Origin of the sequence: Ideonella aquatica (genome assembly GCF_018069755.1) — a bacterium.
GTDB lineage: Bacteria > Pseudomonadota > Gammaproteobacteria > Burkholderiales > Burkholderiaceae_C > Ideonella > Ideonella aquatica.
In genome coordinates this window covers 24219-38094 of sequence record NZ_JAGQDE010000018.1, presented here as the reverse complement: position 1 = coordinate 38094, position 13876 = coordinate 24219, and the positions used below count along the sequence as shown (strand labels likewise).

The 13876-nt window shown below is 68.0% G+C and carries 17 protein-coding genes; 8 read left to right on the top strand and 9 right to left on the bottom strand.

The window, feature by feature from the left end:
• The first annotated feature begins 67 nt into the window (after positions 1 to 67).
• Positions 68 to 1174 carry a YeeE/YedE family protein gene (locus tag KAK06_RS17845; protein ID WP_210803496.1) on the top strand — a complete coding sequence of 369 codons (1107 nt, stop codon included), beginning with the start codon at positions 68 to 70 and terminating at the stop codon, positions 1172 to 1174.
• A gap of 20 nt (positions 1175 to 1194) precedes the next feature.
• Here the strand turns inward: KAK06_RS17845 and KAK06_RS17840 are convergent, their stop codons facing one another.
• From KAK06_RS17840 to KAK06_RS17800, 9 genes are all read right to left on the bottom strand, one after another.
• Positions 1195 to 1767, bottom strand: coding sequence for a Tll0287-like domain-containing protein (locus tag KAK06_RS17840; RefSeq protein ID WP_210803495.1), 573 nt, complete (start codon positions 1765 to 1767; stop codon positions 1195 to 1197).
• Positions 1764 to 3500 (bottom strand): thiosulfohydrolase SoxB, encoded by a 1737-nt coding sequence (gene soxB / locus KAK06_RS17835; protein WP_210803494.1) that lies wholly within the window; start codon positions 3498 to 3500, stop codon positions 1764 to 1766. The genes KAK06_RS17840 and soxB overlap by 4 nt, the downstream gene beginning before the upstream one ends.
• 76 nt (positions 3501 to 3576) lie before the next feature.
• Complete coding sequence (gene soxX / locus KAK06_RS17830; RefSeq protein WP_210803493.1) at positions 3577 to 4221, bottom strand: sulfur oxidation c-type cytochrome SoxX; 645 nt, start codon at positions 4219 to 4221, stop codon at positions 3577 to 3579.
• Between the two features lie 18 nt (positions 4222 to 4239).
• Entirely contained in the window at positions 4240 to 5061 is an 822-nt protein-coding gene (gene soxA / locus KAK06_RS17825; RefSeq protein WP_210803492.1) for a sulfur oxidation c-type cytochrome SoxA, read from the bottom strand.
• A gap of 23 nt (positions 5062 to 5084) precedes the next feature.
• On the bottom strand, positions 5085 to 5396 hold the full coding sequence (soxZ, locus tag KAK06_RS17820) for a thiosulfate oxidation carrier complex protein SoxZ (RefSeq protein WP_210803491.1): 312 nt from the start codon (positions 5394 to 5396) through the stop codon (positions 5085 to 5087).
• 48 nt (positions 5397 to 5444) lie between these two features.
• Positions 5445 to 5903: a thiosulfate oxidation carrier protein SoxY gene (soxY, locus tag KAK06_RS17815; RefSeq protein WP_210803490.1), complete on the bottom strand. Its 459-nt coding sequence runs from the start codon at positions 5901 to 5903 to the stop codon at positions 5445 to 5447.
• 91 nt (positions 5904 to 5994) lie between these two features.
• Positions 5995 to 7128: a c-type cytochrome gene (locus KAK06_RS17810; protein ID WP_210803489.1), complete on the bottom strand. Its 1134-nt coding sequence runs from the start codon at positions 7126 to 7128 to the stop codon at positions 5995 to 5997.
• Complete coding sequence (gene soxC, locus KAK06_RS17805; RefSeq protein ID WP_310741118.1) at positions 7112 to 8509, bottom strand: sulfite dehydrogenase; 1398 nt, start codon at positions 8507 to 8509, stop codon at positions 7112 to 7114. Before soxC ends, KAK06_RS17810 begins: the two co-directional genes overlap by 17 nt.
• Positions 8506 to 8832 carry an ArsR/SmtB family transcription factor gene (locus KAK06_RS17800; RefSeq protein WP_310741117.1) on the bottom strand — a complete coding sequence of 109 codons (327 nt, stop codon included), beginning with the start codon at positions 8830 to 8832 and terminating at the stop codon, positions 8506 to 8508. The genes soxC and KAK06_RS17800 overlap by 4 nt, the downstream gene beginning before the upstream one ends.
• A 79-nt stretch (positions 8833 to 8911) precedes the next feature.
• Here KAK06_RS17800 and KAK06_RS17795 point away from each other — a divergent pair, with 79 nt between their 5' ends.
• The 7 genes from KAK06_RS17795 to KAK06_RS17765 all read left to right on the top strand — a co-directional run bounded on the left by KAK06_RS17795 (position 8912) and on the right by KAK06_RS17765 (position 13862).
• Positions 8912 to 9217 (top strand): rhodanese-like domain-containing protein, encoded by a 306-nt coding sequence (locus tag KAK06_RS17795; RefSeq protein ID WP_210803487.1) that lies wholly within the window; start codon positions 8912 to 8914, stop codon positions 9215 to 9217.
• A gap of 92 nt (positions 9218 to 9309) precedes the next feature.
• The gene (locus KAK06_RS17790) at positions 9310 to 9843 is read left to right on the top strand and encodes a YeeE/YedE thiosulfate transporter family protein (RefSeq protein ID WP_210803486.1); all 534 of its coding nucleotides are present in this window, start codon (positions 9310 to 9312) and stop codon (positions 9841 to 9843) included.
• A gap of 1 nt (position 9844) precedes the next feature.
• On the top strand, positions 9845 to 10465 hold the full coding sequence (locus tag KAK06_RS17785) for a DUF6691 family protein (RefSeq protein ID WP_210803485.1): 621 nt from the start codon (positions 9845 to 9847) through the stop codon (positions 10463 to 10465).
• 39 nt (positions 10466 to 10504) lie between these two features.
• The gene (locus KAK06_RS17780) at positions 10505 to 10750 is read left to right on the top strand and encodes a hypothetical protein (protein WP_210803484.1); all 246 of its coding nucleotides are present in this window, start codon (positions 10505 to 10507) and stop codon (positions 10748 to 10750) included.
• A gap of 25 nt (positions 10751 to 10775) precedes the next feature.
• Positions 10776 to 11417: a DUF6969 family protein gene (locus KAK06_RS17775; RefSeq protein WP_210803483.1), complete on the top strand. Its 642-nt coding sequence runs from the start codon at positions 10776 to 10778 to the stop codon at positions 11415 to 11417.
• A complete protein-coding gene (locus KAK06_RS17770) occupies positions 11417 to 12400 on the top strand; it encodes a sulfurtransferase (protein ID WP_210803482.1) in 984 nt (327 codons plus the stop codon). Before KAK06_RS17775 ends, KAK06_RS17770 begins: the two co-directional genes overlap by 1 nt.
• A 190-nt stretch (positions 12401 to 12590) precedes the next feature.
• Positions 12591 to 13862, top strand: coding sequence for an OmpP1/FadL family transporter (locus KAK06_RS17765; protein WP_210803481.1), 1272 nt, complete (start codon positions 12591 to 12593; stop codon positions 13860 to 13862).
• Positions 13863 to 13876 lie beyond the last annotated feature (14 nt).

Genomic DNA, 13876 nt, shown 5'->3' with positions numbered 1-13876 from the left:
CGGGGCGGTCGGCGGGCCCATCATCGACGCATCAGTACGCACGGATGCGTTGCCGGACAAGCCCGCCATGTTCCTTGAATCCCTGATCGCCCAGGTCGGCGAGATGTGGGCCATCACCCTGGCTGGCGCCGCCATTGGCGTGCTGTTCGGCTTCTTTGCCCACCGCTCGCGCTTTTGCATGCGCTCGGCGGTGATCGAGTTCTCGCGCGGCACGCGCGAGGGCAAGCTGACGGTCTGGCTGTTCACCTTTTCCACCGCCGTGATCGCCACACAGGCCTTCATCCTGGCGGGCTGGCTGGACGTGAGTGATGCGCGCCAGTTGTCGGCCCGCGGCAGCTTGTCGGGTGCCATCATCGGCGGCGCCATGTTCGGCGCCGGCATGATCCTGGCGCGGGGCTGCTCCAGCCGACTGCTGGTGCTGGCCGCGCAGGGCAATCTGCGCGCGCTGCTGTCTGGCCTGGTGTTCGCCGTGACGGCGCAGTCGGCGCTGTCCGGATTGATGTCGCCGCTGCGGCTGGAAGTCGCCAGTTGGTGGACCATCGAAGGCGGCTCGGCCCGTGACTTGCTGGCCTGGCTGGGCTGGAACCACGCGATGGGCGTGATCTTCGGTGGCGTCTGGCTGCTGGCCGCGCTGGTCTGGGCCTGGCGCCAGCAGGTGCGCTTCTGGGGCTGGTTCGGTGCGATCGGCGTGGGCCTGATGGTGGCCCTGGCCTGGCTCACCACCTGGGCCCTGTCGCGCCAGGCCTTTGACCTGGTGATTCCGGTGCAGAGCCTGTCCTTCACCGGTCCGGCGGCCGACACGCTGATGTTGGTGCTCTCACCGCCTGGTCACGCGCTGAAGTTTGATCTGGGTCTGGTGCCCGGCGTGGCCCTGGGCTCGTTGCTGTCGGCGCTGCTGTGGCGCGAATGGACGCTCGAAGGCTTCAAGGACGGCCAGTCGATGCGGCGCTACATCGCCGGCGCGATGCTGATGGGCTTTGGCGGCATGCTGGCGGGCGGCTGCGCGGTGGGCGCAGGCGTGTCAGGTGCGGCCGTGTTCGCGCTGACCTCGTGGGTCACGCTGTGCAGCATCTGGGCCGCAGGCACCGCGGTCGACCACCTGCTCGACCGCCCGCACGACGTGCTGCCCACGCCCACCTTGGTGACCACCAGCGAAAGCTACCAGCGGCCCTGAGGCCAGGTGGGAGCAGGCGCTCAGGGCGCCGGCTTGCTCAGCGTGATCACACCACGGATCTGTCCCACCGCATAACCGGTGGCGCGGTCATGCGGGTAGAGCGCGGCCAGCTTGGCCTTGACGCCCGCATCCATCTGCGCGGTGTCACCGTGGCATTGCACGCACACCGGCCCCACCGCCAGCGCGCGCACATAGCGCAGCGTGGGCACACCGGCCACATCCACCCGCTCGGCCTTCTCCAGCGTCATCGGCACCTCGCCCGCGGCCACGCGGCGGTCAAAGTCCTCCAGCGCGGCCTGCTCCCAGGCGTCGGGCCGGGCCTTGGGATTGCGCTCGCGCAGGCTGACGCGGCGCACCGTCCAGCCGCTGGCCGCACTGGCCTGGCGGGCCATCTCGGGGGCCTGGATCTGGCAGGCGCCGATGGCCTGTACCGCCCCGCCCTGCTCGATCTCTCGGTTCAGCACCGCCAGCAACTTGGGCGGCACGCTGGTGGCCAACTGCCGGGCTTCGGCGACCCAGGCGTCCTCGGCCTGGGCGACGAACGATGCTGTGCCCAGGAGCACAGCCAGTCCGAGCTGACGCGGCCGGCTCATGCCACCATCCCCGGGTTGCCCTGCACACCGACCAGCGACGGCGTGTTGATCGCGCGCGGCTTGACGCGGCCCCCTTGCGACTTCAGCCAGGTTTCGACCACGTCCCACACCGGCTTGTTGCCCGGGGCCGTGCGCGCCTCCTCGGCCACCGGCGCCCAGCCGGCCACCTTGTACTTCTTGCCGGCGTCGATCGGCTTGCCCTTGAGCCGCATGTCAGTGATGCGGCTGCCCATGCCGGCGCCCGGCGTGCAGGTGTAGGTCAGCCCGCCCACGCGCACCATGTCGCCGCCCTGCTGGTAGTAGGGGTCGGGGTTGAACAGGTTGTCGCAGACGTCCTCGAGCACCGTCTTGATCATCTCGCCGCTCATCTCGGTGAGCGTGGCATAGGGGTAGGTGATGGCCAGCTGGTCCATCATCAGCTCGCGGGTGATGGTCTCACCGGGCAGCAGCGAGGTGCCCCAGCGGAAGCCGGGCGAGAAGGCCAGGTCGGCGCCCTGCACGTCGATCAGCGCATCGACGATCAACTGGTCCCAGCTGCCGTTGAAGTTGCCCCGGCGGTACAGCAGGCCTTCGGTGACGGCGAGCTTCTCATTCAGCTTGGCTTCGTAGGGATCGCGGATCTTCTTGATCAGTGCCGCCATTGCCGGATCGGCCTGCAGCTGGTTGGCGAAGACCGGCAACAGGCGGTAGCGGAAGTCCACCACCTTGCCGCCCTTGACGTCGAAGTCCATCAGGCCGAGGAACTTGCTGTTCGAGCCGGCGTTGGTCACCAGCGTGGTGCCGCCAGCGTTCTTCACCGGAATGGCCACTGGCACGCCGTCGTGGGTGTGGCCGCCAAAGATGGCATCAATGCCGCGCACGCGGCTGGCCATCTTGAGGTCGACATCCATGCCGTTGTGGCTGACCACCACCACCACCTGCGCACCCTTGCCGCGCGCCTCGTCAACCATGGCCTGCATGTTCTCGTCCTGGATGCCGAAGCTCCAGTCGGCCACCATGTAGCGCGGGTTGGCGATCGGCGTGTACGGGAAGGCCTGGCCGATGATGGCGCAGGGCACGCCGTTGATCTCGCGGATCACATAGGGCTTGAAAACCTGATCGCCGAAATCGGTGGTCTTGACGTTCTGCGCGACGAAGTCGACCTGGCCCTTGAAGTCCTTCTCGACGATCTCCTTGACGCGCTCCATGCCATAGGTGAACTCCCAGTGGCCGGTCATCACGTCCACGCCCAGCAGCTTGCAGGCGTCAACCATGTCCTGGGCGTTGGTCCACAGTGAGGTGGCCGAGCCCTGCCAGGTGTCGCCGCCATCCAGCAGCAGCGCCCCCGGACGGCTGGCCTTGAGCTGCTTGACCAGCGTGGCCAGGTGAGCAAAGCCGCCGACCTTGCCGTAGCGGCGCGAGGCCTTCTCGAAGTCGAGGTAGGTGAAGGCGTGCGACAGATCGGTTCCCGGCCGAGCGCCAACGGTCTTCAGCAGATGCTCGCCCACCAGGTGCGGCAGTTGGCCCTTCATCGCCCCGATGCCCAGGTTCACGCTGGGTTCGCGAAAGCGGATCGGCATCAGCTGCGCATGGCAGTCCGTCATGTGCAGGAAGGACACATTGCCGAACTTGGGGACGTCGTACAGGCCGTGCTGGGCCGTGGCCGCATCGGCCTCGGACCAGCGGCCCAGGCCCATGCCGGCCACCGAGGCGGCACTGAGCACCTGCATGAATTCGCGCTTACTGATATTCATCTGAGAAGCTTCCAAGAGAGAAGCCCGCGCACACCGGCGGTGATGCGCGGGCACAGGTTACGGTGCGGCTCGGTGCCTACTGCGCGTTGACCGGCGAGGCCGGGTCCAGCAGCAGCGCCATCACATGCTTGATCTGCTGCTCGTTCAGCAGCTTCTTGTGGCCGAAGCGCGGCATGTTGGAGCAGGCGTTGTACGCCCAGGCGTTGTTGATCTTGCCCCAGGTGTACTGCACCATGGCCTGCGCCTCAGGGGCGCTGGGGTTGCTCACACCGCGCAGCTTGCCAAACTGGTACAGGCTGGGGCCGATCGTGCCGTAGGAAATCTCGGCCTTGGTGATCTGGTGGCAGTTGTAGCAGTTGGCGCCATTGGCCGACGGGTCGGCCGACTTGTCGGTCCAGGTCATGCCACGGCCGTTTTGAGCCAGTTTCTCGCCTTCGCGCCAGTCGCCCAGGTACTTGCCATCGCTGGGCGGCTTGACGGTGGCCAGGGCCTCGGCCTCGATGACCTTGGCCTGCTCGGGACTGGGCGTCTGGCCGGTGGAACAGGCCGCCTGGCCGGCGTCCTGGTTCAGGCGGTCGATCGTGGCTATGCCCTGGTCACGAAACGAGGACTTCAGCATGGCCTGGAACTGCGCCTGCAGCTCGGCCGGGCTGGGTGCGCTGGCGCAACCAGCCAGAGCGACGACGGCGACGGCGGCCAGCAGGGGGGTGGTTTTCTTCATCACGGGTCTCCTGCTGGATCAGCGCTTGATCGCCGGTGCGATCGACTCGGCGCCCTTGGCATTGACGCCCATGTACACGCCCAGGGCGATCGTCACCTCGGAGGCGAAGCCCGGGTACGGAAAGCGCTGCTGGCGGTAGCAATCGTTCAGGCGGCGCTGCATGCTCCACATCTCGCCGCTGGAAACGCGGTAGGCGGGCCAGGCGGCAAAACCCACGCCGTCGCCCGGGTTGCCACGCAGATCGGGCAGATCCTGCAGGCGGATGCGCTTGCCGGCCTCACCGTGGCAGGTGGAGCAGGCAAAGTCCATCGGACCACCGCGGAAGAAGAAGGCCTTCTGGCCCATCGCGTACATGCGCTTTTCCTCGGCGTGGCCTTGCGGCAGATTCATCTTCATGCCACGCGACTCGGCCGAGATGTAGGCGGCCAGCGCCTCCATGTTGGCCTGCTCGCCCTTGCCGAACGGTGTGGCCGCGATGGCCTTGGCGTCCAGGCCTTGCAGGGTCTCCATGCAGGTCAGCAGGCGTGACTCCAGGTCTTGCACGCGGCCGGTGTCGGCGAACCAGCGCGGCATCTCCACCCAGGCGCCCTTGATGACACCGGGTCCCTTGCCCAGATCGCACTTCTCGAGCGAGGCGTTCTTCGGGCCGCGCGCCTTCTTCCAGAGGTCTTCCCCCTTGGCTTCAAACAGCTCGGCCGGGTTGCCGTCGGCCAGCATGGCACGGTACTCGGCGATGCCATCGGCAGCCGACTTCTGGGCCTGGGCGCCAGCGCCAAGCGCCAGCGCCGCGGCCGCAAGGCTCAAGCGGATCGTGTGGGACACGGTGTCTCCTGGGGGCATGATTGGAAGATGGCGCGTGTCTCTCAGGACACCGTCGCTTCGTCAGTGCGCTTGTCGCCCTTGCTGTCGGTCCAGGTCACGGCGACCTTGTCGCCGGCCTTGGCCCCCTTGACGGTGAACTGCAGGAACGGGTTCTTCGAGACGGACGGGCCCCACTGGGCGCTCAGCACCGGCTTGCCGTTCAGCGTGGCGCTGACTTCCTGGATGAACCAGGCCGGGATGACCTTGCCGGCGCTGTCCTTGCGCTGGCCGGTTTCCATTTCGTGGTTCATCAGCACGCGCACAGTGGTCTTGTCGCCAGCGGACTGGGCGCGGATGCGCATCGGATCTGCCATGGTGTGTTCTCCTGGATAGGTTGGATTCGGAACGGAAACGTCAGTCGATCAGCCGCCGCAGCCGCCGAGGGTGACCTTGATTTCCTTGGTCGAGTACAGGACCTTGCCGTCAGCCATCATGGCCACCGCATACACGTTGGACGATTGGCCCATCTTGACGCGGGTGGCGATGTTGGCCTCGATCGCGTCGCTGACCTCGAAGACCGCGGCCAGGGCCGACGGGTTCTTCTCGATCAGGATGGCCAGGCGCTTGACGCCCGGCAGAGCGGTCGAGGCGCCCACCGGCACCACGGCGCCGTTCTCGGCGATGTCCGGGCCAGTCAGCACGATGTCCTTGCTTTCAACCGGTGCCGCACCGCCAAGCGACTTGATGGCCTCGGCCATGGTCTTGGCATCGAAGGCGGGCTGATTCCAGGCGGCCTGGGCGGCGGTGGGGACGAGGCCGGCAGCAGCCAGCAGACCGGCGACGGTGGCGCTGTGGACCAGCATGTCACGACGATGGATCATGGAGTTCTCCTTGGGTGGAACGAATCGAGTCGGGGGCGGTTCCGGGCCGCAGCTCCCGATAGGGGTCAGGGTAGTCGACGGAACGATCGACTCACTTCTTGGCGCCGGCCGCCAACCATTGGGCGATGCTGTTCGCATCATCCTCCGACAGGGTCTGCGCAGGCATCGGGATCGCCCCCCATACCCCTGCGCCGCCCGAGCGGATCTTGCCGCTCAGGTAGGCCACGGCATCGGGCCGTGCACCATGTTTGGCCGCCACCTCGCGGAACGCAGGGCCGACGATTTTGTTGTCCACGCCGTGGCAGGCCACACAGCCATTCTTGCTGAGCAGCGCGATCGCCGGCGACGGCGCCGCAGCCGCAGCGGGTGCCGCTGTCGCCGCGGCCACGGTCGAGGCACGCGGTGCACCCGCCGGCTTGGTGGTGTCGGCACCCAGCTGCGCACCAACGATGCGCTGCTGCTCGGCCAGATTGCCGTGGGCGTTGCGGGCGAACTCGGGCAGCAGTGAGGCCACCTTGACCTCGGTCGCGCAGTTCTTCATGCACGACGACCCCTGCACATCCGGCTTGCCGTGGCCGATCTCCTTGCCCGGCCACATGCCATGGTTGGTCTGCATGCCGTTGCGATTGGGGATCAGCTTCTGGACCTCGGCCATGTTGCGGTCCGACAGCACATAGTCGTCGGGCAGCACGTACGACAGGTTCAGGATGTAGGCCACCACCGCATAGACCTCATCGGTCTTGAGGGACTTCGGCGCGTTCCAGGGCATCGCGCGGTTGATGAAGTCGAACAGCGTCGAGACCGAGCTGAGCTTCATCATCGCGGTGCGCTCGGGATAGGACTCGTCGAGCAGCCGCGCGACGCGACCGGTCTTCACATCGTCCTTGGTCGTGCCGCCGACGATCGGGCTGAAGAACTCGCGCGACTCGCCAAAGATGCCGTGGCAGGCGGCGCACTTGGACTCCCACACATCCTGGCCCTGGGCCACCGAGCCGGACCCCTTGGGCAGGCCCTGCAGATCGGGGCGCACGTCGATGTTCCAGGCGGCGATTTCCTTGTCAGTGGCCGGACGACCAATGCCGTTGTAGATGCCGCTGGACACCGGCGCCAGGCCGCCGTCAGGCTTGGGCGGCGCAGGCGTCTTGGCAGCATGGGCCACCGCAGCCAGGCCCAGCGTCAGGGCCAGTGCAGCGAGGCCGGAGCGCAGATCACGACAGCTGGACATTCTTCACCTCACCGTTTTCCTCGACCAGCCAGGTCTGGATGGCGTTGTTGTGGTAGATCGATCGGGTGCCGCGCACCGCGCGCAGCTGGCGGTAGGTCGCCTGCGTGTGGCCGGTTTCGTCGGTGGCCCGGCTCTGGATCAAGGCCGGCTTGCCGTCCCAGACCCAGTCGAGGTTGAAACGCGTCAGGCACTTCGACATCACCGGCGTCTCCAGGCGTGCCTCGCGCCATGAGCGGCCGCCATCCACCGACACGTCGACCCGCTTGATCTTGCCGCGGCCCGACCAGGCCAGACCGCTGATGTTGTAGAAGCCGTTGTCCAGCAGCACCTGGCCACCTGACGGCGTGGTGACCACGCTCTTGACCTCCATGAGGCTGCTGTACTGGCGGTGCGAGCCGTCGGGCATCAGGTCGGTGTAGCCCAGCACCTCGTCCTTGGAGCCGAAGGGCTGGTCGCCCACCTTGATGCGGCGCAGGTACTTGACCCAGCTGACGCCCTGCACGCCGGGCACCACCAGGCGCAGCGGGTAGCCCTGCTGAGGACGCAGCATCTCGCCGTTCTGGCCCCAGGCCAGCAGCACCTCGCCGCTCTCGATCAGCGACATCGGGATGGTGCGGGTCATGGCCGAGCCGTCACCGCCTTCGGCCAGCACGAAGCGGCCGCGCTGGGTGTCGGCGCCGCACATGTCCAGCACCAGCTTCAGCGGCACACCGGTGAACTCGCTGCACGACAGCATGCCGTGGGTGTACTGCGCGGTGGGCACCGCCACATTGCCCCATTCGATCGAGGTGTTGGCGCCGCACTCGATGAAGTGGAAGCGCGACACCGAGGGCAGGCGCATCAACTCATCCATCGTGAAGACGTGCGGCTTGCGGACCATCTTCTCGTCGGAACCATGCACCATCAGGCGGTGCTTGGACGGGTCGATGTCGTACCAGCCCTGGTGGTGGCGCTCGAAGTGCAGGCCGCTGGGCGTGACAATGCCGAACAAGGACTGCAACGGCGCGAAGGCCACCGAAGCCTGGGTGGTCTGCGACAGACCCGGGCTTTGCCGCCTCGCCACATTGGCCTCGAACTTGGACGGCAGGCCGTAGGGCTGGCTGGCCACGCCTTCGCCCAGCGTGGTGGCGTGGGTGGGCAGCGTCAGGATGTTGTCGTCGCCGCCGCTGGCGGGCACCGGGTTGGACGTGGCGCTGGCCACGCCCGCCGCACCGGCACCGGCCGCCGCCGCGAAGGCCGTGCGGATGAAGCTGCGGCGTCCCTGCTTGGCCTCGGCCCAGACGGTGCGGATGCCCTGCGGGTCGAGGAAGTTCTCGGGCGCCTTCAGGAGCCGCCCACCCGCCGGGAAGGGCTGCAGACTGACGCGATCGTCTTTGTTCACGGTTTCTCCTTGTGATCGCTGCCGTCGGCGCGCATGGCGCCTTGGGCCTCGAGCCACTGTGTCAGGGCCGCCAGGCGGTCGCCGGCGATCCGGTAGAGCATGTGCACGCCGTCACGCCGTCGGCTGAGCAGGCCGGAGCGGTACAGCGTGGCCAGATGCTGCGACAGATTGGGCTGGCTGGCGCCCACACTCTCGATCAACTGGCTCACCGTGCGTTCACCGCCCATCAGATCATGGACGATCCGCAGGCGCACGGGGGTCGACAGCAGGGCAAACAGCTCTGCTGCACGTTCGAACACCCGGTCCTCTTCGGAAGAATCCACGAATCTGCCTATTGCGATATAAGCACATGCAGATATTATGTGAATGATCCTGACGCGAAACTGGTGAAAACACTGAGACATGTCAAATTCAAGCCTTGACCCCGGCGCCGACCGCGCCCCCTTGCTGCTCGATGTTCGCTCGAACGCCGAGTTCGCCAGCAGCCACATCGACGGCGCCGTCCACCTGCCCCTGGACCAGCTCCAGCAGGCGGCGCCGCGCCTGCTGCCGGACACCGGTCAGCCGCTGATCGTCTACTGCGCCTCGGGCGCGCGCTCGGCCTTCGCCTGCGCCGTGCTGAACCAGATGGGCTATCGCCGGGCGACGAACGGTGGCGGCATGACCCTGCTCGCCATGAGCCTCGAGCGCCCGCTGCGCAGCGCCTGAACACCCCCAAGAGGTCGACGGGCTTGACATCAGGCAGGCCCGACCGGCTATCATTGCGATACCCCATTGGGTATCTTAACGCCGTTGAACTGATGAATCCGACTGCACGTCTCTCCGCCCCCGCCGCGGTGCGCCCGTTCTGGAACCCCCTGCTGGCCGGCCTGGCGCTGGGCCTGGTGCTGCTGGCCACCTTTGTGCTCACCGGCCACGGCCTGGGGGCCACCGGCGCGTCCACCCGTCTGAGCGCCTGGCTGGGCGGCTTGGCGGCGCCCCAGGCGGCAGCCGCGAACGGCTACCTCGGACCCTTGCTGGAAGGCGGCAACCCCCTGCCCTCCTGGATCACCTGGCAGGTGCTGGGTGTGGCACTGGGCGCCGGCCTGTCGGCCTGGGCCGCCGGGCGCTTTCGCCTGCAACTCGACGGTCTGCGCAGCATCGGTCTGAGCCGGCGCGCGCTGACGGCGCTGGCCGGTGGCGTGGTCTCGGGCTTCGGCGCCCGTGTGGCCGCCGGGTGCACCAGTGGCTTGGGGCTGTCCGGTGCCGCCACGCTGGCCGTGGCGGCCTTTGTGTTCCTGGCCACCTTCTTTGCCGCCGGGCTGCTTGCCAGCCGACTGGTGCGGGGGATCTGAGATGCTGCCGCTCAACGATGCCGGCCTGTGGTCCGGCCTGGCCTGTGGTGTGGCCTTTGGCGTGGTGCTGGAGCGTGCCGGCTTCGGCAGCCCTTGCAAGCTCACCGCGCAGTTCCGCCTCAACGATTGGTCGGTCTTCAAGGTGATGTTCACCGCCATCGTGGTGGCCGCGGCCGGCCTGTGGCTGCTGCGCGTCAGTGGTCTGTTGGCCGAGGACGCGCTGTACGTGCCCACCGCCTACCTGGGCGCGGCCGCCGTGGGCGGGGCGCTGGTCGGCATCGGATTCGCGGTGGGTGGCTACTGCCCGGGCACCTCGGTCGTGGGCCTGCTCTCCGGCCGCGCCGATGCCTTGCTCTTCATTGCCGGTCTGGTGCTGGGCACCTTCGGCTTCGCCGCCGCCTGGGGCCCATCGCTGGAGTCGCTGACCAGTTGGGGCGAACTGCCCAGCGGCGACACTTTTTCGGACGCCTTCGGGCTGCCCGATCTGGCCATGCTGGGCCTGCTGGCCGCCGCGCTGGTGGCCGTCTTCATCGTTGGCGGCCGCCTGGAGCGCCGTGGCCGCGGTCCGGTCAGCGCCGAACAGGCTGTGGCCGGTGCCGACGACGAACTCACCCGCACCTGAATGTCCCGTCCCCGTTGTTCACCCCCGCCAGGAGTGCCCATGTCCCGTCGCAAGACCCTCGCCCAATCCCTTCCCGCGCTGATGCTGGCCGCCGGCCTGGTGGCCCCTGCCGCCCGCGCCGCGGACGCCCCGGCCGCCCCGAAGGCCGCCGCCTCGGCCGCCGCCCCGGCCAAGGCAGCCAATCCCTGCGGCCCCAGCAACCCCTGCGGCCCGGCCAAGAAGCGCAAGAAAGGGGGCGACAACCCCTGCGGCCCGGCCAACCCCTGCGCCCCCAAGAAGGGCTGATCCGGCGCCACGCACCCGCTCCGTGATGCCCGACGACGCCACGGCCATCGACGCCGCCGCCGAACTGGTGGCCGTGCAGATGGCTTTGGCCCGTCGGGGTCTGGGTCTGGCGCAGGCTGCGCTGGCCGGCGCCCGGCGGATCGAGACCCTGCGCCACTACCCCCGTGGCGACGTGATCGACACCGACAACCGCTCGCAGTTCTACTACCACCTGCACCGCTCAAGCCGCTGCCCGCCCGAAGAGCATGGCCACTTCCATCTCTTCACGCGGCGGCCGGATGGCGGCTTCAGCCACCTGGCCGGCCTGTCGCTGGACGATCGTGGCTGGCCGATCCGCTGGTTCACCACCAACCGCTGGGTGACCGGCGAGACCTGGCTGGCGGCGCCCGCGCTGTGCGCCGACATCGACCGCTTCGCCCCACGCACCGCGGGTCGGCTGGCCCCGGTGGCCCGCTGGCTGGGGGCGATGGTGCGGCTGCACCGCGACAGCCTGAAGGCGCTGCTGCGCCGACGTGACGCCGTCGTCGCCCGGCAACTGCAGCGCCGCAAGGCCGAGGATTTCTTCGAGGACCGCCGCCACGACGTGCTCACCGAGCAGCGGATCGACCTCGCTCACACCCTTTCCCGACTCGCGGGGACACCCCCGCCCACCCCAGGAGACAACTGATGAAGCGCCTCACCCGCACCCTGGCCGCCGCCGCGCTGGCCCTGGGTCTTCAATGGGCCCAGGCCGGCGTGCTGCCCGGTCCGCTGGTCACCCCGGCCTGGCTGGCCGACAACCTCGACAAAGTCCAGGTGGTTGACGTTCGCTCCAACCCCAAGACCTACACCAGCGCGCCCGAGATCGAGACCGACAAGGCCGGCAAGAAGACCGTGGTCGAGGCCGGTGGCCACATTGCCGGTTCGCGCCTGATCGACATGAAGACCATGCGCACCGAGCGCCGCATCGGCGAGCAGAACGTCAAGTACATGATCCCCGAGAAGGACGTCTTCGAGAAGGCCGTGCAGGCTGCCGGCATCGACGCCGGCAAGCCGATCGTGCTGGTCCCTCTGGGCACCGAGGCGGCCGACGTCGATGACGCGCTGCGCGTGTACTGGCAGTTCAAGGTCTATGGCGAGGACCAGATCGCCGTGCTGGATGGCGGCATGGCCCAGTGGGCCCTGGATGGTCGCGCCCTGAGCACCGACGCCGCCGCAGCCCGCACCGGCAACTGGAAGGCCGTGGCCGACCGCAGCGCCCGCTACTTCGCCGGCTCGGACGAGGTGGCCAAGGCGATCGCCGGCAAGTCGGCCACCTTGGTCGATGCCCGCGATGCGCGCCAGTACCACGGCCTGGGCAAGCGCGATTATGTGTATGCCTACGGCCATCTGGAAGGCGCCCGCCTGTACAGCCCCGACCTGCTGCTGAAGTCCGCCAATGGCGTGGTCAGCTTCATGAGCCCCGCCACCTACAAGGGACTGATGAGCGCCCAGGGCATCGACCCGGCCGCGCCGGCCATCACCTATTGCAACAGCGGCCACCTCTCGTCGGGCCCCTGGTTCGTGCTGTCCGAACTGCTGGGCAACAGCCGCGCCAGCCTGTACGACGGCTCTCTGCACCAGTGGACGCTGGAAAAGCGCAGCCTGGTTGGCGCCGTGCCGCTGAACTGAGCCCGCCAGAGCGTTCACCACCGCCAAGGGGCCGCAGACCGCGGCCCCTTTGTTCATTCATCAGCCATCAGTGATATCGAGAACAGGTCAAACCCGCGCCCCGGGCAAATACCAGCACGGGTAAGGGTGTATGGGGGCCAATGTCGCGCTTGTCCAACCCACCCATGACCCCACTGGAGACTCGCCCGTCATGACCGCTCCTCGCTTTCGCAAGACACCGCTCGCTGCACTGATCCTGGCCCTGCCCCTGGGCGTCTGGGCCACCAATGGCATGAACCTCGAAGCCTATGGCGCCCGGGCTGGCGGCATGGGTGGCGCGTCCTACGCCTACGACAACGGCAACTCGGCCGTCATGAACAACCCGGCCACGCTGGGCCTGCGCCCGCAAGGCAGCAGCCTGGGACTGGGTGTGACGGTGTTGATGCCGGACGTCAGCACCCGCATGAACCACCCGCTGGCCGGGCCGCTGAGCGCCGACTCCAGCGCCGACCAGTTCCTGATGCCCTCGGTGTCGCTGATTCGCAAGACCGGCGGTCTGACCTATGGCGCCGCGATCACCGCCCAGGGTGGCATGGGCACCGATTACGGCACCCAGTCCTTCCTGTCCAACGGCACCGGCTTGCCGATGCGCTCCGAGGTCGGCTTCGGCCGCGTCATGCTGCCGCTGGCCTTCAACATCGACGAGCGGCTGACACTGGCCGCCCAGATCGACTACGTCTGGGCCGGCATGGATGTGCAGATGCTGATGCCCGATGGCTCCGGCCACGTCAGCGTCAGCAACAACAGCGACTACACCGGCCAGGCCAAGGGCCGGGGCTGGGCCTTCAAGCTGGGCGCGCATTACAAGCTCAGCGACAGCGTCTCGGTGGGCGCCACCTACCACAGCAAGACCGATATCTCCGATCTGGAGGGCAGCGGCACCTTCACCGCCTTCACCCCGGGCGGCCCCGTACCCATGCCCACGCGCTTTCGCATCGTCGATTTCCAGTGGCCCGAGACCTACGGCATCGGCGCGGCCTGGCAGGCCACGCCGCAGCTGATGCTGGCCGCCGACATCAAGCACATCGGCTGGTCCGACAGCATGAAGACCTTCCGCCTGGCGATGAACATGGGCGCCGGCTGGATGGAAGGCGCCATGCCGCAGAACTGGAAGGATCAGACCGTCCTGCTGGTGGGCGGCCAGTACATGGTGGCACCGAACGTGGCCCTGCGCGCCGGCTACAACCACGGCTCCAATCCGGTGCCGGCCTCCACGCTGAACCCGCTGTTCCCGGCCATCGTCACCCGTCATTACACGCTGGGCGCGGGCTGGAACATCGGCGGCGGCCACAGCATCGCCGGCTCTGTCGCCTTCTCGCCCAAGGACACCCAGACCAATCCGGCCATGTTCGGTGCCGGCCTGGCCGGCACCAACACGCACAGCCAGACCACCCTCCGGGTGAACTACAACTACAACTTCTGAGTGCCACGCCCCGG